Annotated in this window: 20 protein-coding genes and 1 pseudogene; 11 read left to right on the top strand and 10 right to left on the bottom strand. The window is 61.4% G+C overall.

Annotated elements, in window-relative coordinates:
• Positions 1-33 precede the first annotated feature (33 nt).
• Positions 34-654, bottom strand: a pseudogene (locus IV500_RS20300) (transposase); the annotation flags it as partial.
• A 166-nt stretch (positions 655-820) separates the two neighbouring features.
• Between IV500_RS20300 and IV500_RS20295 the strand changes: the two are divergent.
• Genes IV500_RS20295 through IV500_RS20280 form a run of 4 tightly spaced genes read left to right on the top strand, consistent with a single transcriptional unit; the run spans position 821 to position 3,943 of the window.
• Positions 821-2,014, top strand: coding sequence for a tyrosine-type recombinase/integrase (locus IV500_RS20295; RefSeq protein ID WP_196398638.1), 1,194 nt, complete (start codon positions 821-823; stop codon positions 2,012-2,014).
• A complete protein-coding gene (locus IV500_RS20290; protein ID WP_196398637.1) occupies positions 2,011-2,817 on the top strand; it encodes a tyrosine-type recombinase/integrase in 807 nt (268 codons plus the stop codon). The genes IV500_RS20295 and IV500_RS20290 overlap by 4 nt, the downstream gene beginning before the upstream one ends.
• Positions 2,814-2,954, top strand: coding sequence for a hypothetical protein (locus tag IV500_RS20285; protein ID WP_196398636.1), 141 nt, complete (start codon positions 2,814-2,816; stop codon positions 2,952-2,954). The genes IV500_RS20290 and IV500_RS20285 overlap by 4 nt, the downstream gene beginning before the upstream one ends.
• Positions 2,951-3,943 (top strand): tyrosine-type recombinase/integrase, encoded by a 993-nt coding sequence (locus IV500_RS20280; protein WP_196398635.1) that lies wholly within the window; start codon positions 2,951-2,953, stop codon positions 3,941-3,943. The genes IV500_RS20285 and IV500_RS20280 overlap by 4 nt, the downstream gene beginning before the upstream one ends.
• A gap of 12 nt (positions 3,944-3,955) precedes the next feature.
• Here the strand turns inward: IV500_RS20280 and IV500_RS20275 are convergent, their stop codons facing one another.
• Both IV500_RS20275 and IV500_RS21745 read right to left on the bottom strand, forming a co-directional pair.
• Positions 3,956-4,411 (bottom strand): hypothetical protein, encoded by a 456-nt coding sequence (locus tag IV500_RS20275; RefSeq protein WP_196398634.1) that lies wholly within the window; start codon positions 4,409-4,411, stop codon positions 3,956-3,958.
• Positions 4,411-4,617 (bottom strand): hypothetical protein, encoded by a 207-nt coding sequence (locus IV500_RS21745; protein WP_230855267.1) that lies wholly within the window; start codon positions 4,615-4,617, stop codon positions 4,411-4,413. Before IV500_RS21745 ends, IV500_RS20275 begins: the two co-directional genes overlap by 1 nt.
• Positions 4,618-4,987: 370 nt before the next feature.
• Between IV500_RS21745 and IV500_RS20270 the strand changes: the two genes are divergently transcribed.
• Both IV500_RS20270 and IV500_RS20265 read left to right on the top strand, forming a co-directional pair.
• Positions 4,988-5,758 (top strand): ABC transporter permease, encoded by a 771-nt coding sequence (locus IV500_RS20270; protein WP_196398633.1) that lies wholly within the window; start codon positions 4,988-4,990, stop codon positions 5,756-5,758.
• An 89-nt stretch (positions 5,759-5,847) separates the two neighbouring features.
• Positions 5,848-6,795, top strand: a complete 948-nt coding sequence (locus IV500_RS20265) for a ribokinase (protein WP_196398632.1) — start codon at positions 5,848-5,850, stop codon at positions 6,793-6,795.
• A gap of 119 nt (positions 6,796-6,914) precedes the next feature.
• On the opposite strand, the gene IV500_RS20260 is transcribed toward IV500_RS20265, so the two are convergent.
• Positions 6,915-7,454, bottom strand: coding sequence for a chloramphenicol phosphotransferase CPT family protein (locus IV500_RS20260; protein WP_196398631.1), 540 nt, complete (start codon positions 7,452-7,454; stop codon positions 6,915-6,917).
• A 169-nt stretch (positions 7,455-7,623) separates the two neighbouring features.
• Complete coding sequence (locus IV500_RS20255; protein WP_196398630.1) at positions 7,624-8,379, bottom strand: FadR/GntR family transcriptional regulator; 756 nt, start codon at positions 8,377-8,379, stop codon at positions 7,624-7,626.
• A 96-nt stretch (positions 8,380-8,475) separates the two neighbouring features.
• Between IV500_RS20255 and IV500_RS20250 the strand changes: the two genes are divergently transcribed.
• Genes IV500_RS20250 through IV500_RS20240 form a run of 3 tightly spaced genes read left to right on the top strand, consistent with a single transcriptional unit; the run spans position 8,476 to position 11,559 of the window.
• Positions 8,476-9,366, top strand: a complete 891-nt coding sequence (locus tag IV500_RS20250) for a carbon-nitrogen hydrolase family protein (protein WP_196398629.1) — start codon at positions 8,476-8,478, stop codon at positions 9,364-9,366.
• Entirely contained in the window at positions 9,363-10,706 is a 1,344-nt protein-coding gene (locus IV500_RS20245) for an APC family permease (protein WP_196398628.1), read from the top strand. The genes IV500_RS20250 and IV500_RS20245 overlap by 4 nt, the downstream gene beginning before the upstream one ends.
• Before the next feature lie 37 nt (positions 10,707-10,743).
• On the top strand, positions 10,744-11,559 hold the full coding sequence (locus IV500_RS20240) for a nitrilase-related carbon-nitrogen hydrolase (RefSeq protein WP_196398627.1): 816 nt from the start codon (positions 10,744-10,746) through the stop codon (positions 11,557-11,559).
• Between the two features lie 698 nt (positions 11,560-12,257).
• Here the strand turns inward: IV500_RS20240 and IV500_RS20235 are convergent.
• The 4 genes from IV500_RS20235 to IV500_RS20220 form a co-directional block, all read right to left on the bottom strand.
• The gene (locus IV500_RS20235; RefSeq protein WP_196398626.1) at positions 12,258-13,391 is read right to left on the bottom strand and encodes a hypothetical protein; all 1,134 of its coding nucleotides are present in this window, start codon (positions 13,389-13,391) and stop codon (positions 12,258-12,260) included.
• A gap of 1,144 nt (positions 13,392-14,535) precedes the next feature.
• The gene (locus IV500_RS20230) at positions 14,536-15,198 is read right to left on the bottom strand and encodes an SGNH/GDSL hydrolase family protein (protein WP_196398625.1); all 663 of its coding nucleotides are present in this window, start codon (positions 15,196-15,198) and stop codon (positions 14,536-14,538) included.
• A gap of 409 nt (positions 15,199-15,607) precedes the next feature.
• Positions 15,608-16,261 (bottom strand): DedA family protein, encoded by a 654-nt coding sequence (locus tag IV500_RS20225; RefSeq protein ID WP_196398624.1) that lies wholly within the window; start codon positions 16,259-16,261, stop codon positions 15,608-15,610.
• Between the two features lie 36 nt (positions 16,262-16,297).
• Positions 16,298-17,020, bottom strand: a complete 723-nt coding sequence (locus IV500_RS20220) for a phosphatase PAP2 family protein (protein WP_196398623.1) — start codon at positions 17,018-17,020, stop codon at positions 16,298-16,300.
• A gap of 168 nt (positions 17,021-17,188) precedes the next feature.
• Between IV500_RS20220 and IV500_RS20215 the strand changes: the two genes are divergently transcribed.
• A complete protein-coding gene (locus IV500_RS20215; protein WP_196398622.1) occupies positions 17,189-17,920 on the top strand; it encodes a response regulator transcription factor in 732 nt (243 codons plus the stop codon).
• Between the two features lie 2 nt (positions 17,921-17,922).
• Here the strand turns inward: IV500_RS20215 and IV500_RS20210 are convergent, their stop codons facing one another.
• Entirely contained in the window at positions 17,923-19,314 is a 1,392-nt protein-coding gene (locus tag IV500_RS20210; protein WP_196398621.1) for a sensor histidine kinase, read from the bottom strand.
• Positions 19,315-19,928: 614 nt separating this feature from the next.
• Between IV500_RS20210 and IV500_RS20205 the strand changes: the two genes are divergently transcribed.
• A partial coding sequence (locus IV500_RS20205; RefSeq protein WP_230855266.1) for a hypothetical protein occupies positions 19,929-20,767 on the top strand: 839 nt, incomplete at its 3' end.

Here is a 20,767-nt window from a genome sequence, read left to right as displayed (position 1 = left end):
CCGGAACGTCAAGGTGAATGAGGCCAGCGGCAGTTAGGCTGCTTGCTTTGTCTTGGTTTTTTCTGGTGGCTTGTTGATCCATACGGCGTCGGGTAGGGCCAGGATTTTGGGGTCCTTGTGGGTGGCGAATCGTTCGGGGTTCTTCTGGCGGGCGGTCGCTAGTGTTTTCGCCCGTTCGATGGCCTTGCCGGCAGCCAGTCCGTAGTGGACATCTGCCGGTGTATTCAGGCCTATTCCGGTGTGGCAGTGGGTGTGGTTGTACCCGTCCACGAAGGAGGCTATGAACGTTCTGGCATCGGCCAAAGAGCCGAAGCGCTCGGGGAAGACCGGTGCGAACTTCAACGATTTGAGCCACGACTCGCTGTAGGGGTTATCGTTACTTACCCGGGGTCGGGAATGGGATCTGGTGACCTCAAGGTCCGCGAGCAGGACAGCGACGGTTTTGGACGTCATCGACGTTCCGCGGTCCGCGTGCACAATCTCAGGAACGCCGTGGATACCGAAGATTTCCTTCATCATTTCCACCGCCAGTTCCCCGGACTCGTGGGCGTGGACGTAGGCACCCACAATGTAGCGCGAATAGATATCGATTATGACGTAGCAATCAAAGTATTTACCCTTGACCGGACCGGCAAGTTTGGTGATGTCCCACGTGCTATGCCGATATCGGCATAGGCCTTGTTATGCCGAGGTTCTCGTTATGCCGATATTGGTGCCAGAATCCCGGATTCTTGCGGCGGTCGGGGCTCTTCTATCGGCATAATCATCGGATCATGATCGACTTGTTTCCCATTCTTTCGAGAGTCAAGGAGACAGCGTCATGGTGCATGTCAGTGGTCCATTGGAAACGTACGTTGAGGGTTTCGAATCTGAGCTGATGCGGCTGGGATTCGTTCCTATTTCAAGGGGTGTCCAGCTGCGTCTGATGGGGCATTTGAGCGGCTGGCTCGATGCCAAGGAGCTGGTGGTATCGGATCTCACGGTGGAGATCGTTGACTTGTTCATCCGTGAGCGGCGGGCATCGCATACCGTGCTCTTCACCCATCGGGCCCTGCGCCCGCTGTTGAACTGGCTGGTCACATCGGGAACGATTACCGCGGAGGTAGCTGCGCCACGAGCAGTCCAGGATTCAGTGTTGTTGGTCCGATTCGAGGAATACCTACGCAGTGAACGGCGGCTGAAGGAGATTTCCGTCCAGGCGCAAGTGTCCCGCGTGCGCCGATTCCTCAACGGCTACACCCCACCAGGAGGCATATCCGCCCTGAGCGCCAATGACGTCACCCGGGCCCTGCTGGGCGAGGGCGAGGGCAGGAAGCCGGTTTCGGTGAAGAAATTCGGCTACGTGTTGCGCTCGTTCCTGTGCTTCTGCTTCCTGGTCGGCGAATTGGATCACGACCTGACGGGGGCGACCCTGGCGGTCAGGTTGCCGCAGCCCTCGTTACTGCCGATTGGCGTGAGTGCGGAGAAGATCCAGTGCCTGCTCAGTGCGTGTGACAGGAACACAGCGGTAGGGAAACGTGACTATGCGGTGATTATCATGCTCTCGCGTTTGGGCTTGCGCGCCGGTGAAGTGGCTGGGCTACGCCTGCATGACATGGACTGGCGTCATGGTGACTTCCTGGTCCGCGGCAAAGGCGCCAAAGACGAACGGCTACCACTGCCTGCCGAGGTCGGGGAGGCTGTAGTCGATTATTTGCTCCATGCCCGCCCGGAAATGCCGGATCTGCCTGAAGTGTTCTGCACGGTCACAGCCCCGTGGCGCCGACTCGGATCTCCCGCGGTATGGGCGATCGTCACCCGTGCCTGCAAACGTGCTGGCATGGCACCTTTTGGTCCTCACCGGCTGCGACATTCATTGGGTGAGGCCATGGTTGGTGCCCACGTGCCACTGGCCGCGATCGGTCAGGTCCTTCGTCACGATGACCCGGTCACCACCACAAATTACGCTCGCGTCGATGTAACCAGGCTGCGCACCTTAGCCCAGCCCTGGCCGGAAGAGAGGGGTCAGTCATGAACAGGTGGGAGGAACATGTGGCCGACTATCTGCGGCTACGCCGCCAATTAGGGGCTACCCTCGCAGGGGCCGAGTACCTCCTGGGTCAGTACACGACCTATCTGAGCGCTGAAGGCATCACGACGATCACCACCGCCAATGCCGTCACCTGGGCAGATAACCCACCCGAGGGGACGAAGAACCCCGTGGCCCGAGCGTCAAGTAGACTCACGGCCGTGCGAGGGTTCGCCACCTACATGCATGCACTGGAGCCCGCTCATGAGGTCCCGCCCCAGGGAATCTTCACCAGCCCGGTTCGCCGATCGGCGCCGCATATCTATACCAGCGCCGAAACCTCCGCTCTGATTGCAGCCGCGGGGCTCCTGACCGTTGAGGATCGGGCGCGCACCTATCCCACGTTGTTTGGATTGCTCGCTGCCACCGGGCTCAGGGTCGGTGAAGCACTGGGCATGGACCGCGATGACGCTGACCTTAACGCCGGAATATTGGTGGTCAGCAGCGGTAAATCCCGGCATCCTCGATTGGTGCCACTGCATGAGAGCACCACTGCCGCCTTGGTGCGGTATGCCTCATGGCGCAATGAATATGAGCAACAGTCGCGTGCTGGCAATTCAGCGTTTTTCATCAACCGTGATAGGGAACGATTGCGATACCACAGCGCATTGAAAGCCTTCTATCAGGCAACCACTGCAGCCGGGATACCTACCCACCGGCTCCATCCCAGAATGCATGATCTTCGGCATGCCTTTGCCGTGAACACTTTGCTGAGTGGTATCGCGAAGGAGCCGACGTCGCGGCCATGATGCCTGCGTTATCGACCTATCTGGGGCACACCGACCCGGCCAACACCTACTGGTACCTGAGCGCAGTCCCAGAACTATTGGCCTACGCGGCCGCCCGGCTCACCACTGCCGACGCTCAAAGGCAGGTTGCGCCATGACGTCCCTTGCCCCGTTGCTGCAGGCCTTCTTCACCGATCGGCTGATGACCCAGCGCCAAGCCAGCCCGAACACGATTGCCTCCTACCGGGATACCTTCAAACTGCTGCTGGCCTACGTTCAGGACCAGACGGGCAAGACGCCCTCGGTGTTAGCGATCAGTGACCTGGACGCAGGCACGATTACCGGGTTCCTCACCTATCTGGAAACGGTTCGGGGAAATAGCATCCGCACCCGAAACGCCCGCTTGGCTGCGATCCACTCACTGTTCACCTATGCCGCATTGCGCCATCCAGAGCATGCAGCGGTGATCCAGCGGGTTCTGGCGATTCCGACCGCGAAAATCCAACGCAACATTGTCTCTTGGCTCGAACAGGGCGAAGCCGACGCATTGTTGGCAGCTTGCAACCAAGAGACCAGAACCGGGCGGCGCGACCATGCCCTATTCAGCCTGGCGATCCAGACAGGGCTACGCGTCAGTGAACTGATCGGGCTGAACATAGCGGACATCCACGCCGGAACCGGTCCACACGTCCATTGCCTAGGCAAGGGCCTTAAGGAACGCCGGACTCCCTTGCTACCACCCGTATTGGTGATCCTGGGCAGCTGGATCAAGGAACACGGCGGCCCCGCCGATGCCCCGCTATTCACGACTACGACCGGGCACCGACTCAGTCGAGACGCGATCGAACAGCGAATCCGCGTCACGGTGACTACCGCAGCCCCCTCGTGCCCAACCCTAAAGGACAAGCGGGTAACCGCTCACACACTGCGACATACTTCAGCGATGAAACTGCTCCTAGCCGGCGTTGACACCACTGTCATCGCACTGTGGCTAGGCCACGAACAGATTTCCACAACCAACATCTACATCCATGCCGACATGACTCTCAAAGAGAAAGCAATCGCGAAGGTGGCCCCGCCTACGGCAACTGCCGCCGGCCGCTACCAGCCTTCGGACTCCGTCATGGCCTTCCTTGAAGCGCTTTGATTATGCCGATAGTTAGGTCCCAACCGCCGCAAGAATCCGGGATCCCACCACCAATATCGGCACAACGAGAACTTCGGCATAACACGTGTAAACCTGCCCGGGCCCGGTCGCGGACAGTTCCGGGACCTTACGCGGTGGGTGGCGTGCCTGCCGGCGGCGTTCCATGACCTGGCTGTTCTCCTCCAGTACCCGGTAGAACGTGGAGATCGAGCATAAATACGTCCCTTCATCCAGGAGCTGAGCATAAATCTGGATCGGCGGCAGGTCCACAAAACGGTTCGAGTTCACGACCTCCAGGATATGGGCGCGTTCTTCAGCACAGATCTTATTGACCGGCACCGGGGCAGGAACTGGGATGGGTACCGGCATCCGGGGTTTACGGGTAGCCGTCGCTCTTGATACCCCGGCGGTCAGGGCCGCTTCCCGGGTCGGGATGTCCGCCTGCGTGAGGGTGGTGTAGGCGCCCATCAACGTTTCCTGTACCAGGTCTGCTGCTCCGCGCTTTCGGAGATGTCCTCCAAAAGCTGTCGTGCTTTTTCCATGATGGACAACGCTGCTTCCGTCCGTGCCAGCTTGCGTTCGCTTACCTCCAACGGCCGACGTAGACGCCCGATTTCCGCTTGTTCGGCAGTGGGTTTACCGATTTTCTCGCCCGGCTTTTTACCCTCGAGCACGCCGGCGTCGCGGAGCTTGCGCCACTCGGTGATCTGCGAGGAGTACAGATCCTCGCCGCGGAGATAGGCCCCTTTTGCGCCGGAGTGAACGACCGCCGAGGGGTCGGGCCACCGGCGCGGGGGCCTGAATTACTCATGGACCCATTCTCCCGCGGCGGGGAAATTGTGGAGATAGACATCGGTACTGTTCCTGATTCTCGCCCTACGTATTAGACGGAGTTGCTATGAGCTGCTGGCCTTACCCAACGCTGACACGTAGGGGACCGCCGTTGTCAGCGGCTTCAAAGCTTTCCGATGGACCTCCTACGCACTCGCCCGGTTGGTCGTCCTGCTGCTGTTGCTATTCCTGGCTGTCCCGCTCATTATTTCTTTGGGCGCTAGCTTTAAGCCGACTGAACTGCTGACCTTCCCGCCCCAAGGCATCTCGCTTCGCTGGTACGAAACATTCTTTTCCGATCCGGTGTGGACATCGAGTGCCCTCAACAGCCTGATCATTGCGCTCATGAGTGCCGTGGTTTCGGTGGTCTTCGGTGCCCTGGCAGCAGCTGCCCTGACACGTGGAAAGTGCAAGGGGAAGGGCGCACTATTTGCCCTGCTCATCGCGCCACTGGTCATTCCCTGGATCGTTCCGGCGCTGGGCCTCTACTTTGAAAGCGTCTCCCTGGGAGTAGCCTTCACCTACACCGGCATCTCCATAGGCCACGTCGTTTTGGCTCTTCCATACAGCACCCTGGTGCTGAGCACCGCATTGAGGGGATTCTATTGGCGCCTGGATCTTGCTGCACGCATGAGCGGGGCTTCCCTTGGCCGGCGGATAGTGGACATTTACATCCCCCTGCTCAGGCCCGCCATGCTCTCGGCATTTCTGTTCTCGTTCCTGACTTCGTTTACGGAGTTTGTGTTCGCGTTCTTCATGAGCGACGTCCATCTCAAGACTCTGCCGGTCCAAATGTGGGAGGGCCTGACCTTCAACGTGACACCGACGGTGGCTGCGGCTGGCGGCATCTTCACCGCCCTGGCACTGGTGGCCATGATCATCGTCGGGGCTTGGCAATACATGGCAACACGACGCCTTTCTCCCAAGAAGAACCTACGAAGGGTGACAGCTCCGCCACAGGACAGTTCAGTCCTTAGTTCATAGGGGAGTACCGACGCCCCTGATCTATGGAAGAACGCCAGCCCAGATTTCATTTCAAAAGTGTCCCGACCACACGAGAAAAAAGAGAAGTTATGAGTAAAACGACCACCCATCCCACCGTGCTGGTCGTCGGGTCCCTGAACATGGATCTGTCAGTGCGCACATCGAGGTTCCCGAATCCGGGGGAGACAGTACACGGCGGGGAGCTTAAAAAAGTCCCTGGGGGGAAAGGTGCGAATCAGGCAACGGCCGCACAGGCCCTGGGCTGTCAGGTCTCGATCATTGGAGCCGTAGGAGACGATGATTTCGGTTCCACGCTTCTTGCGGCAGCACAAATCCACGGCATAGACACCTCCCACGTCAGCGTCCTACCCGGAATCGCCACAGGGTCCGCGATGATTGCGATTTCCGACGACGGGGAGAACACCATCATCGTGTCCCCGGGGGCCAACGGACGGCTCCTCCCATCCCACATAGTTGAAGCCGAAGCCCTGTTTCGAGACTCAGCAGTACTGTGCCTGTCACTGGAAACGCCTCTGGCAACCGTTCAGGCCGCAGCGCGGATGGGAAAAATCCACGGGATCACCAGCATCCTGAACCTCTCGCCCTACCGTGACGTCCCAAGGGATTTTCTGGATACTGTCGACATATTGCTCGTAAACAGACATGAAGCTGCAGGACTTCTCGGCAGTCCAGTCATCGACTCCAATGACTGGGAAATGATGCAGTCACAGTTTTTCAGGGCCGGCTTGACCCGGGTCGTGGTAACCCTCGGCTCTCAAGGTGCCGTGGTGCTCGATTCGACCGACGGTGAGAGCATGCCACACATGGTTGAACCACTCACTGTCCAAGCCGTGGACACCACAGGGTGCGGGGACGCATTCTTCGGCGCGATCGCCCAGCAGATCGCACTCGGAGCCGGACTGACCGAAGCCGCCAGCTTCGCAGCCAAAGTCGCATCCCTCACAGCGGCCAGGGAAGGAGCCCAAACCTCATACAACGTTCTCGCAGATACCTACGCCGGATTAATGGAGTCCTGACACCACGTCGCGGAGACCATCCACCTCGTCAGCACGATTAGGCGTCGTGAGACGTCAGCGATTAAAGGCCGTGTTTTGCATCGCTATATATTGCATTGAGCCGTCCGCAAGCGGATCCCTCAACGGGGCAGAGCATCGAGCGTGAGCTGATTCGCGAGGAAACGTGCGCATTCATCGGTTGAGCGATATGTGGTGTTAACCACTACGTCATAGACAACTCCGGCGTGGACGCTCAGGGCTTGCTGTCGCGCCATTCCTTCTACACGGTCAAGGCGTTGTGCCTCGCGGCGTGCGGCGACGTCCGGGTCGCAGTGCACTCCCACCCAGATCAGGTCCGTTTCGCCGAATGTCGACCGGGCACGCTCCTGGCCGGCATCCCCAGCGAGAAAGACCTCATCGAGGATCAAGTGGGCCCCTGCCCGGGCCATAGCGCTGAGTCCGGTATACCAACTGCGCTCTAAAGCCCGATGCTCAGTGCTGAAGGCGATCGTGCCGCCCTGCTCATAGGTGATTCCTGCGCGAGGGCTGTCACCCCTACCAGGAAGGGCGTCGATGAACGTGTCGACGCCGAACGTCAGCCAGATGCCCGGAAGGATTTCCTGAAGCGCTCTGGCAATTGAGGACTTGCCAGAGCTCGATCCGCCGTTCAATACGATCACTTGGGGATTCCGACCGGTAGACACCCCACGAGCCTAGCCAAGAATCGTGGACCAATCACGCCCGTAAGCCGAACGTTGGGTGGGATCTGTCCGAGAGCCAATCCTGACCGGTCAGAGCATGACCATCACGGTGCGGTCGAAGACCACGGGTCCCGACGTGAAACGTGCGCTACTGTTCCCCGGCACCGTCCGCCAGACCCATGAACATGGTCCGGTGGAGCGTGTCCACATGGCGCCGGGAGATCTCCACGGCTGACGCCGCCTGCCCGTCCCTCAGGGCGGCAACCAGTGCAATATGGTCCTGGTTGGAGACGTGCAGGAACTCAATGGGATACGGGATGAAGTATTCGTACAGTTCCATGAGGCCTTCACAATAGGCGTCCACGGCACTGCCCATTCCGGAGGCGCTGGCCACCAAGCGGTGGAATTCCTCGTCCAGCTGGTGGTAGCTGGACCAGCTGGAGGCCGACGACATCCGTACCGTCAGCGTGTCCAGCTGCTCCAGCTGGTGCGTGGAAATGTTCTGCGCCGCGAAGTGTGTGACGGCGCATTCGCCCAGCAGCCGGCGGTCCACCAGGTGGTGCACGCGGCTAAATTCGTCCGGCCGGGCCACCAGCGCGGCGAGCGCCTCCCGCGGCGGGGCATCCGCCACAAACGTTCCCCCGTTACGGCCGCGGCGGCGCACCACCACGCCCTCTTCGGCCAGGCTGGTCAGTGCCCTGCGGGCCGTAATGGGACTGACCGACAGTCCCAGCGCCACGTCATCCTTGCCTGGAAGCCGCTCCCCGGGCTTGAGTAGTCCCAGATAAATGGCCGTGGCGATGCGCAGCCGCACGGCGTCCATGGCGCTGCGCCGTTCGAGGCCGGCCAGTGCCGCACCGTCGATCGGCGGGGCCTGCGCGCCCTCACCCGTTTTCAAGCTCATAGACATCACTGTAAGTGGAATTTATGAACACTTTCCCTTAAATGCTCAATATGAACTATTATGAATCAGGTCACAATCCCAAACATGGAGCACCATATGTCCCGCATCTTGCCCGTCATCGCCGCCCAGGCACCACCCAGGCTCATCGGCGAGCCACTCTCCGGCTTCGCCCAGGAGGTCAGCAGCGCCCTTGCGCACCAGCCCGAAGCCAAGCTGGTGGTCTTCCCTGAACTCCACCTCTTTGGCGACGGCGCCCCGGACCAGCAGCGTACAGAGGCGCTGCAGGAGGCAGCCGAACCGCTGACCGGTCCGCGCGTTCGCGGGCTGCGGGAAATGGCCGCGGACCTTGGCATCTGGCTGGTGCCCGGCAGCGTTTGCGAGCGAGGGAAGGACGGGCAGCTGTTCAACACCCAGGTGGTCCTGTCTCCCAACGGCGAGGTGGCTGGCTTTTACCGGAAGATTTTCCCGTGGCGCCCCTTTGAACCGTACGATCCCGGGCACGAATTCATCACCGTGGATCTGGGCAGTTTTGGCCGGGCCGGGCTGAATATCTGCTACGACGCCTGGTTCCCGGAAGTCACCCGGCAACTGGCCTGGATGGGCGCCGAACTGATCATCAACGTGGTGAAAACCACCACGGCCGACCGTGAGCAGGAACTGGTACTGGCCCGGGCCAACGCCATCACCAACCAGGTCTTCATGATCAGCGTGAACTGTGCCGGCCCCGTAGGGCAGGGCCGGAGCATCATCGTGGATCCGGAGGGCCACGTCATCACCGAGGCCGCCACGGCAGACCCCACCATACTCACAGCCCAACTGGACCTCTCCGCCGTCGAACATGTCCGCAACAACGGAACCGCGGGCCTGAACCGCATGTGGTCGCAGTTCCACCCCGGCGAGCCCGCAATCGAGCTCCCCGTTTACCAGGGCCGGATCGACCCTGCCAGCTGGACCCCCACACTCCGCTCACCGAGGAGCATCTCTTGACTTCACAGCCGCACCTGGTCCGCACGCTGAACCTCCGGTCCCTGGTCCTCTTTGGGCTGGCCTACCTGACCCCCATCATTGTGCTGGGCATCTTCGGCATCATCGCCGAGACCACCGGCGGCGCAGCCCCGGCCGCCTACCTGGTGGCCATGGTGGCCATGCTCTTCACCGCCCACAGTTACGGGCGCATGTCCATCGCCTACCCGGTGGCGGGATCTGCTTACACTTATGTGCGCAAGTCGATCGACTCACGCGTGGGCTTCCTGGTGGGCTGGGCCATTCTCCTGGACTACCTGTTCCTGCCCATGGTCATCTGGCTCATTGGCGGCTCCTTCCTCAGCGCCCAGTTCCCCGGTATCCCCATTGCGGTGTGGATCCTACTGTTCATCGTCATCACCACGTTCCTGAACATTCTGGGCCTCAAGGTCGCTGACAAGGCCAACTACGCGCTCATGGCGTTCCAGATCCTGGTGATTGTGTTTTTCGTGGCCCTCTCCATCGCCCACATCGTCAACAGCTCCGGCGCGGGCGGGCTGGCCAATTCCACCCCGTTCCTCAACGCCGGCTCCAGCCTGGGCACCATCAGTGCCGGCGCAGCCATTGCCGCCTACTCCTTCCTGGGGTTCGACGCCGTCACCACACTGACGGAGGAAACCATCGACCCCAAAAAGAACATGCCCCGGGCCATCATGCTGATCGCGCTGATCGGTGGCGGCATCTTTGTGGTGGTCGCTTACTTCACCCAGCTGGTCCACCCCGGAGGCGCGTTTGCCGACTCCGCGTCCGCCGCCAGCGAGATCGCCCTGCAAATCGGCGGCACGTTCTTCGGCGCCGTGTTCCTTGCCGGCTTGGTGGCGGCACAGTTCGCCTCCGGCCTGGCCGCGCAGGCAAGTGCCTCCAGGCTGATGTACGCCATGGGCCGCGACTCCGTGCTGCCTAAAGGGGTGTTTGGCCGCCTCAACGCCAAATACCACACGCCCGTGGCGAACCTTGTGATCTCCGCGATCATTGGCCTGATCGCCATCTTCTTGGACGTGGCCACCTCGACGTCGTTCATCAACTTCGGTGCCTTTACCGCCTTCACCTTGGTGAATATTTCCGTCATCTTCCACTATGTCCGCCAGCGTCGCGCCGGAAATGTTCTGAACCCGTTCAGCTATCTGGTTATCCCCGGCGTGGGTGCCGTGATCTGCGGCTACCTGCTCTCCCGGCTGGACATCCATGCGGTCACGTTGGGCCTTTCCTGGCTGGGCATAGGCATCGTGGTGCTCCTGCTCATCACCAAGGGGCTGCGCGCGGCACCGCCGGAGATGGACACCCTGGAAGAAGCTGTAGTCTAGGCCCACCAAGCCGCCCCCAAACGGAAAGACACTCCACGTGCGCATTGCCCTGGGCCAGTTGGCGTCCGGTACGGACACCGCGGCGAACCTGCGCGTCATTGATGCGTACACGGCCGAGGCCGCGGCGTCCGGCGCCGCACTGGTGGCCTTCCCCGAATACGCCACTTATGAAAAGAAGAAAATCGACGCCACCTTCCCGACAGTGGCAGGGCCGCTGGACGGGGAAGTGGGCACCGAACTATCGCGGATTGCCCGCAGCCACAGCATTGCCCTGGTGGCCGGCTTGGTGGAATCCTCGCCCGACCCGGCCCGCGCCTACAACACGCTGGCCGCTTTCGACGGCGGTGGCCGGCTGCTCGCCGCCTACCGGAAAATCCACCTCTTTGATGCGCAGGGCTTTGAGGAATCCGCGTTCGTGGCCCCGGGCCCGTCCACGGAACCTATCACCTTCGACGTGGACGGGCTGCGCTTTGGGTTGCTGACCTGTTACGACCTGCGGTTCCCAGAACATGCGCAGGCCCTGTCCGACGCCGGATCCCAGGTCCTGCTGGCCTGTTCGTCTTGGGTGCCGGGAGCGTTGAAGACAAACCAGTGGCGCACCCTGCTGGCCGCCCGGGCCATAGAAAACAGCGTTTTCGTGGCCGGTGTGTGCCAGGTCCCGCCGGTTTCCGTGGGCAATTCCCTGCTTGCCGGCCCGATGGGCAACGTGGTGGCTGAGCTGGGGCTTGCTCCGGGCGTCCTGCCCGTGGACGTTTCACCGGACGCTGTGGCCGTGGCCCGCAGGCACTTCCCGACGCACCGGCAGCGCCGGATCCGCCGGGCCCAGGCACCGCCCCCCAGCAACCGCGGGTAATCATTTCCATCAGTTTCCCACGCAATGGCCGCCGTGTAATCCTTGGGTGAGAATCTGCTTTGTCGAGAGGCAACGCTGTTCTTCCGCAGCGTTCTGGTCCCTCAAATGCGCAGAAATGCTGGCCTCGTCGGAGGATCGTTACACCGAAAATCGTACAGACCCTCATGGGGTCACCACAGAAAACGGAAAAAAATCGTACGATAAGGGACTGTCGAGGCAACGTACCCGCTGGGAGGCAACTTCTCGATTGGCGCTGTGCCCATCAACGTCCGCAGGGGGATCCCTGAACGCGGCGATCAGATCGCGTATCGTCGCAAGAAGCCAGGCCAGCCGATCGACTTCGGCGACCAGCAGAAGGAGCGCTAAGGCCGCAACGTTGTCGAGCGCTGCTTCAACAAGCTCAAGCAATGGCGCGGCATCGCGATGAGGTCCGTCAAGCTCCTCCGCAGCTACCACGCCGTCACCCGCGCCGTCACCCTCGCCGCCACGCTGATCTGGATCAGCTTAGACTTGATCAACACCACCTGGCCGCGGACTCGGTCTGGACCGGCAGTGATGTCTACCCCTGGCCAATGTGCCAGGACGGCAGGAACAGCACATCTGCTGTCCAGTCCTCTTGGCTTGTTACTTCCCCGAGGACGAGTTCGGTGAGAATGCTGGGCATCACCTTCTCGACGATGACCGAACGCGGCAGCTCGTCAGCGGCGCGACACCAAGCACCACCTTTGAGGTGGTCCCAGTGATTGAGTCCGACGCTGTCGACAACCGCGTGGACCTCGTCGGGGGTCAACCAGATGGGTGCCGAGGCACGCGGGCGGGGGCGTTCGCCAGACGTCCAGCTTTGCGCCCGTCGTCTCCTGCTCCGCGAGGATCGCGCGAACCACCGTGACGCGGGCGGGCACTCCCAGGTAAGGAGCCCACGCAGTTTCAACCTGAGGGGAGAAGAACGCCGAAAGTGCGAGCCGAAGTCGTCGCGCCTTCTTCTGGCGATCGCGCTTCAGTTGCGCCGCGAGCACGGCGTCGCCGAACTCCTTCACGTCTTCGTCAAGGGTGGCCAAGGAAACCTCAATGTGTACAGGTCTGTCCTCGAGTACCGCCACGACCGCTGCGCTCACGAGCTCAGCGAGTTCTGCGTCAGTTGCGCGGGGCTTTAGGCTGAAGTCAAGCTCGAACACAATCCGCTCTGGCTCTGGCTCTGGCTCTGGCTCTGGCTCGGGCGGCGAACCGTGGTCCTCCAGCGTCGACTGCTCAAGCTGGGAAAGGACCGGAGCGAGGGAGGAATCGAGGTGTGCTTTGAGCGCCTCAATCAGATTGGGAATCGCTCGAACAGTTTGCAGGGTCTCGCCGGCCGCCTGAGACATCGCGGCACGATTCGGCTCCGCGTTCGTCGAGTACCACTCGGAGATCAGGTATGCGATGGACTCGGATAATGCGGTCAGGTACGCCCGGGCGTCATCGGAGGCGGCGAGGACGTCGCGAGGGTCATCAATGGTCATCGCTTCACGCGCTAGCTCCACGACTGCCTCTGCGCCAATGAGGCTCTCGCCCATGATCTGACGCGCGGGGTCCGCAGCTAGCCTGATATAGGTGCGGACAAGCACACCTTCGACCCATTCGCGGTCCGCAGTAGCAACGGCGGTGAACTCCGCCGAGGTCCGATTTGCGAGCTGCTTTTCTGCCGTTTGCACCAATGATTGGATACTTGCCTGCCCCAACCCCGTCAGGTCACCAATTGCATTGGCAAGTTCGGAGAGTCGAAAAAGTCGAAAAGCAACCTTCGTAAGCGCGACAGTGGTGTTTTGGGACGATTTCTCCGGCAATGCAGATTGCACTCGTCTTCTCCTTCTGGGCGGCTGTTGTAGCGTCACCACCAAGACTTACCCACGCGAACGCGAATCGACTTGATCAACACGGCCTAGGGGTCCAGCTTTCGGAAACCCAGCTTTCGACACATTCGCGTTAGGGAGATGTGGCCGCAAGGCGGCCCCGCGCCGGTCAAACCCGCGGCTGAGTTTGGCTGTTCTAGCACTGCCTCCGGAAGCGTCCGTAAGACCCGTCCGGTGACAGTTCTTTGGGCGAGTCTTACGGAATCCGAAATAAAGGGGATCACCGGCATTGGGAGAACTTGTAGATAGCCTTTGGGCTCACCATTGGACGACCGGCTTATGGGCGGCGGGAACATCTACCGCAGCGGCAATCTGTCCTGAGACACTTTGCCCAGAATGTTGACTGGTCGCAGAGCAAGCCGGGTCTTGACCAGCGTTGCGGCTGGCTCGGCACGACCGTTGACACGCGGGGGAGGTGTGTTGTTTGTTGAGGCAAGAAACCGTGAGCACCCCACGCTTCGTGTCCAGTTTACCAGCCGGTCGGGTGCGACAAGGCTAGCGGGGGAGTGCATCCTTGGCCAGTTACGCTCCAGCCGTCATCCGGGCTCGGCAGTGCTCATGGGCTGCGATCGCTGCGGGAGCGTCGTGGGGAGTACCTGACCTCATCGATTTCGGTGGGGCCATGACGGCGGACAAGTCGCCGGAAGGTCAAGTCCAAATGTGTGGTGTAAGCGGCTGCCCTGTGATCCTTAATGTTTAGGCGCTGAGGGCGCCGAGTTCGGTGTGGTTTCCTCCTTCTCGGTGGTGGTTCCTGAGTGCTGTGAGCGGGGGAGGAAGTCCCGATGCTTTCACCATCGAGGTTAGGACAACTCCACCAGCCTGAGACCCGACACCGTCACCGGCGGCATCAACTCGAACAGACGGATAAAAGGCGGTCAATTCATTCACCGTAGAGGTGCTCCTATGGGGCTGGAAATTTCTGCGTCAACAACACAATTTTCCCGGCGACGGCGCGCCGCTGCGCGTTTAAACACGCCATTCGGTCAGATTCTCATAAGAGCCCGAGGTTAGGGAGTTCCTGAACGTGAGGCGCTATCACCACTTTTTCATGGTTAGGGCGGCCACGACCTAGCCGTTCCAGGATCTCATGTCACTTGGATTCTTGCCGGGGCGGCGTTGGCGGTAGCGAAGTTCGGGTTTGAGGGATTAGCGGGGCGATGAGTTTTTCCATCTGAGTTTGAAGGAAATGTTGCCCTGCCGTGGTGGGGTGGTCTCCGTCCGGTCCGATCAGGTCAGCGGCGTTGTCCATGATCCAGCCTTGGGCAATGGGGTCGACGAATTGTACTCCTGCCTGGAGGGCTGCTGTCTTGTCCTGGTCCCGGACTTCCACTCGTTCGGGTGCGGGGTTGTCCGTGTAGGAGGGTGGCCCAATTACGAGGATGGCTGCCTGCGGTGCAATGTTTTTGACTGTTGTGAATGCTTGGGAGGCGGCGGCACCGATTTCCGATGGCGGAAATACAATGTCGTTTTCGGAACCGAAGAAGATCACCAATCGTGTTTCGGCCGTTACCATCTCGGTGACTTGAGTGCCGAAGGTTGAATCTTTGTCTCCTACGCTGAGGTATCCGCTGCCGTTCTGCGCAGCGTTGGTCAGGTTCGGCCGATCTTGATGAAATGCCGGGTCGTTGTTGATGAGGTTCGGCCACGCATCTGCGGCAGAAGTTCCGTTGCCGGTGCTCAGTGAGTCTCCGATAATGACGATCCTGTGATGTTCGGTTACTGCAGGAGCGGGAGCGGGTGTGCGGGGGAGCAACTGGAAAGAGCATGCGTGGTCAGGACACATGCGAGCACCGTCCCTGCCACGCGACGCGGAGGATCGGCTTTCCTGGCTAAGGTTCCACAATTCAGGGGCCCTTCTTTAGTCACTGGTGCCATCCTGTTTCTGCTTCGGAGAGTCCGATCCACTCTGGGGACGGATGCTTTCTACTTGCATGGGTGATATTAGGGTTCATACCCTTCCAGTTACGTGGAGAACGCTGTGGTGGTCCTGCATCTGAGTACCGGTTCCTGTGCCTGGTCCTCAGGCAAGGTGCGGCGCCGTGAACTGTGCCCTTCGCATCAAACGATGAGGACTTCGTGCTGGCCGGCGAGGGCGTTGTTGAACCTGATCCGACGCAGGTGGACCTGAACGAAATGACCGGCGATACGTCCAGGGGTCGCCATCATGTCCGGTCCTCCGTCGTCGCGCAGTAACCCTCAGATCCCGCGACAGTTTTTTCTGCCCGGCGTTTGCGGACGCGCCAAATAACGAGCAGGGCGACGACGATGGTGGCCACCAGGATGGCGGTGCCGCTGCCGGCGGTCTTAGCGACGGCTTTGTAGGAGTTCCCGGCGAGGAATCCCAGAGTTACCGTCGCGGTTCCCCAAATGATTCCACCTGTTGCGTTGAAGAGCAGGAACTTTCGGTAGGACATCCCGGCGGTGCCGCTGAGGGCTGGCATGACGGCCCGGAAGAATGCGGTAAAGCGCCCGAGGAAGACTGCTGTTCCGCCCCGGCGGCGTAGGAAGTTCTGGGCCCTGTCCAGATGACGTTTCTTGCGGGCGAGGATCCGCAGTTTCAGGATTCTGGTGCCAAAAATGCGTCCCACTTCGTACCCGACGGTATCCCCGATGATCGCTGCCGCGATGACGAGTGCCATGATGGACCAAAGATCGATGTGGCCGCGGCTGGCCAATACTCCACCGAGGATGGCCGCGGTTTCACCGGGGATGACGAAGCCGAGGAAGAACGCGTCCTCGGCGAAGACCAGGGCGAAGACAATGACGGAGGCCAGCACAACGTTGATGCCCAGGATGTTGTCGATGATGGCGCCCATGATTGTTCAGTCTCCAATTATTGCGTGGACGGAGTATTAGGTGGTTGGGGCGGTTGGGGTGAGCCGGGTGAGCAGCCTGGTGTTGCGTAGCCTGGGTTCGAGGAGGTTGTTCCACAGGGCGAGCCAGATCAGGATTCCGCCGGTGCTGATGAGGACAGATCCGATGACGTCTGTTGGGTAGTGCACGCCGATGTAGAGCCGGGACAGGGCAACGACTGCCGTGAACAGGACCCCGGCCAGGATGGTCCACCGGCGTTGGATACCGGGGCGGGTCAGGACGAGGATGACGGCCCAGGCCAGGGCTGCGGCGAAGGCGGTGTGCCCGCTGGGGAAACTGTCGTGCCCGGGTTCGGCGATAAGGGCGTGGACGACGTCGTGAGGAGGACGCAGCCGGCTGACGGTGAACTTGCCGATTTCTGAGCTGAGCCAGCCGACGGCGGTGATCGAGCCGAAGGCCAGCGATTGTATGGGTGCCCGACGGATAAACATCAGCCACGCACAGATCCCGGCGAGGATGATGACGGCACCAAGTGGGCCGAGCCCGTAGTGGATACCTAATCCGATGGCGTTCAGCACCGGGTTGCGGGCCTCGCTCATTTCCACATCGACGGCAAGGTCCGGGCTGTAGGAACCGTAGGATTTAGCCACTAGACCGATGGTTAGCGTCAGGGCAAACAGGACTACGCCAACGGGTATCAGGAACCAGGAACGCAGCTGCAGATACAACGGTACGAATCCTCTCATCATGCGCTCCGTCATGGGTTTGCTCCTGGGTTGGCTCTACTGATACTCACCGGTTCAGTCTGCCGTCGCTCGGCTGAGGGGAGCCTGAGAGGGGGAAACCTTCCTCAGGTCCGGCTCAGGTGCCGCAACGCACACTGGAATCAGCGGTCGTAAAAAGGCTGCCCGGAATGGAAGGATGTCGGTATGCGCGTGCTGCTGGTGGAAGACGAGAAATTGCTGGCCGAAACCCTACGGCGGGGTCTGACCGGGGAGGGCTTCGTCGTCGACGTGGTCCACGACGGCGTCAGCGGGTTGTGGGCTGCGACCGAGAACCCGTATGACGTGGTGCTGTTGGATTTGATGCTGCCGGGCAAGCATGGCTACGCGGTGTTGAAGGAGATGCGGGAACGGCAAATCTGGACACCGGTGATGATGCTCACCGCCAAGGATGGCGAGTATGACCAGACCGATGCCTTCGATCTGGGCGCCGATGATTACCTGACGAAGCCGTTCAGTTTCCTGGTGCTGGTGGCCCGCTTGCGTGCCCTGATCCGGCGCGGCGCACCGGAACGTCCTGTGAACCTCACCGTTGGCAGCCTGCTGCTGGATCCCCTGAAGCGCTCGGTCTCCCGGAACGGAACCCAGATCACCCTCACTGCCCGCGAATTCGGGCTGCTCTTGTACCTCATGCGTCATCCGGGCGAGGTGGTCTCCAAAGCCGAGATTCTCGATAACGTATGGGATCCGGTGTTTGAGGGCGGGGACAACGTCGTGGAGGTGTACATCGGGTACCTGCGCAAGAAGATCGATGCCCCGTTCGGGTTAGCGACCCTGGGCACCGTACGGGGCATGGGATACCGGCTCTCTGCCGATTATCCGGTCCGGGTCAACAGACCGGACTTTTCGACAGAACACCCGGTTGAACCGAGTGAATGAGTTCAGTCGAGCAGGGGAAGCCGTATCTCGAAGCGACAGAACCCGTCCGGTGCCTGACCGGTCGTAATTGTGCCGCCATGGGCTTCTGCGAGGGTTCGGGCGATGGCCAAACCGAGGCCGCTGCCTCCGGTGTCCCGGGACCGGCTTTCATCGAGGCGGACGAAACGTTCGAAAATGCGTTCCCGCTCGGGCGCAGGGACCGGGGGCCCGTCATTGTCGATCCACAGGACCGCTTCACCTTTGTCAGGTTTCAGCGTGGCACGGACTGTCGTAAGAGCGTGTCGCTCGGCGTTGTCCAGGACGTTGCGCAGGATCTGGGCCAGCCTGCCCGGATCCCCGGCCACCCGGACCGGCTGCACCTGGGAGACGACCGCGCGGCTGCCGGTGGCACGGAGCCGGCTTAGTTCCGTGGCCAGCACGTCGTCGAGGTCAACGTCGGTGCGGCGGAGGGTGAAGCCGCTGTCGTCGGCTTTGGACAGAGTCAGGAGATCTTCGACGAGGTGACCCATCCGCAGGGTTTCGGACTGCAGGACCGGTGCGATGTCCTGCCAGGCGCGATGGGTCGGATCGCCGGCGGAGACTTCCAGCCCGGTCCGCAGCGTGGTCAGTGGGCTGCGGAGTTCGTGACTGGCGTGGCTGAGGAACTGCCGTTGCGCGGTGTCGGCGGTCTCGATGCGGCTCAGCATCGCGTTCATCGTTGTTGCGAGGGCAGCGAGTTCGTCCCTGGTTGGCGGGACGTCGACGCGGTCGCCCAACCGGCGTCCGTCGATGACGGCGACTTGGGATCGGATGGTTTCGACCTGCCGCAGTGACCGGCCGACCAGGAATCGCACCGACAGACCAACGATCAGCAGCAGGACGGGGGTGGCCAGCAGCAGGAACAACGCCACCGTGCGCACCGTGTCCGACTGGACCTGCACGCTGCGTGCGGTCAGGACCACGTACTTCTCAGATCCGGACCTGGCCCCGGTGGCTACAACGTAGTACTCCCCGTCGCCGGGGACACCGGCCAGGGTGGATACTGTCTGGACTTCGCTTTTTCCCGGCGCCGAGTCCAGGGAGCTCATCGGCCTGGTTTTCAGGGACGGATCGGAGGCTTCGACTACTTTCCCTGAGGCGTCGACAATCTGGATCAGCAGGTCAACCCGAGCCGCCGTGCTGATGCTTTGTCCGGCCTCAGCCACATCCTGGCTGGTAATCAGGGCTGCGACGTCATTGGCCTTGGTGCGAAGGACACTGTCCGTGGAGGCAGTGAGCGCGTTCTGCAGCAAAACCAGCAGTAACACTCCCCCTGCCAGCAGTGCTAAGGCCACCACCCCTACTGCGGCGGCAGTGGATTGGTTCCGGATACCCCATCGGTCGAGGACACCGGACACGGTGCGTGGTAGTCGCATGGTCTTACACTCCAAGGCGGCGCGGCGAAATGCAAGCGGCTACCTGTGATTCCTCTCAGGGTCTCTTACCGTCCTCTCAGCACGTCAGGACCATGCTGGTCTTACGACCCTGCACCACGCCGCTGCTGACATCAGCTCGGGCGCGAACCGCCCCGGTGCAGCTGAACCAGCACAGTGGAGGGTCACGACGGGCCGGGGAATGAACCCCATTGAACCTGTCTCCCTTCCCCCCCCATCGGGAGACAGAAGTAAGGGCCGCCCCCGGTTCTGAGACCACCGGGAGTGGCCCTCACCCCCTTCGCAGCAAAAAAGTCCCTGACAGGAGAGACATTTCCGCCTTCCCCCGGAAATCCTCTGCTACGGCGGTCTCAGGGTCCTCAGGGAACATGCCCGAAGGTGGTACGTCAGCTCGTATGCACCTTCACCCGTGGAGGCGGCCGCCAGCCGGGTACGGGGTGCTGTGGTAGCGTCCGGGATGTCGTTGGGCTCATCACAGCGACCATGATCATAGGGACCACGAGCGACACCGCGGACTGCGGTGTCGACTGTTTCGCCTGAACAGGTAGGACAGCGGCGTTCCTTGACACGAAGGGGAAAGACTTTTGACGCGGAACGTGCGTGAACGTCTTAGTGCCGGGCGCCGGGTCTGGCTGTGGTTCGCGGAGATGACCTTCGATGGGGTGCGCCATGCACCGCTGACGTTCGGGTTGCTGGTGCTGATGTGGGCGGTCGCGTTGGGGACCACCAGTGTTAGCCGGGGTCCTCGGGGCCATCTTGCGGGCGCGGTGCTGGCGAATCCCTCGACGTCGGGTTCCCATCCGTGGTCGGTGGTGTTGTCGCTGTTGTGGGCGCCGGATCTGGGGACGTATCTGTGGACTACTGCCGCGTTGTTGGGGTTGGGGATTTTCGCGGAGCGGCAGTTGGGGACGTCCCGGTTTGCTGTGGCGCTGGTGGCGGGTCACCTGACGGGGGTTCTGGGTGGTTTCGCTGTTGCGGGTGCTGTGTCGTTCGCTTTTCCTGACTGGGCTGCGGCGTTGGCTGGTACCGGGTTCGGCGGTCCCGCACTGGCGGTGGTGGGGGCTGCGATGGCGTCCACGGCGTCGCTGGGCACGATGTGGCGGCGTCGCTGGCGGGTGAGTGGATTCATTTTGCTGGGGACCATGGTCTTGTTTAACGGGGCGATGATCACGATCATGTTGCTGGCGTCGGCGGTCGCCGGTTATGTGGTGGGGAAGGTGATGTATCGGTCCGTCTCGATCAGGACGGTGCCGGCGGCCTCGATCCGGGAGAGCCGGATCCTGATCGCCCTGGTTTGTGCGGCTGCTGCGGCGGGGCCGCCGTTGGCGGCGGTGTCCGCGAACGCGAATGGGCCTTTCGCTGTGTTGGGAGAGCTTTTCACGGGCGTGCAGGACACTGACCCGACGGCGATCCGGGGGATCTGTGCGGCGGCCGC

Origin of the sequence: Arthrobacter terrae, from assembly GCF_015708085.1 — a bacterium.
GTDB lineage: Bacteria > Actinomycetota > Actinomycetes > Actinomycetales > Micrococcaceae > Arthrobacter_M > Arthrobacter_M terrae.
The sequence above is the reverse complement of the archived record's forward strand: the minus strand, read 5'-3'. Positions and strand labels throughout refer to the sequence as shown.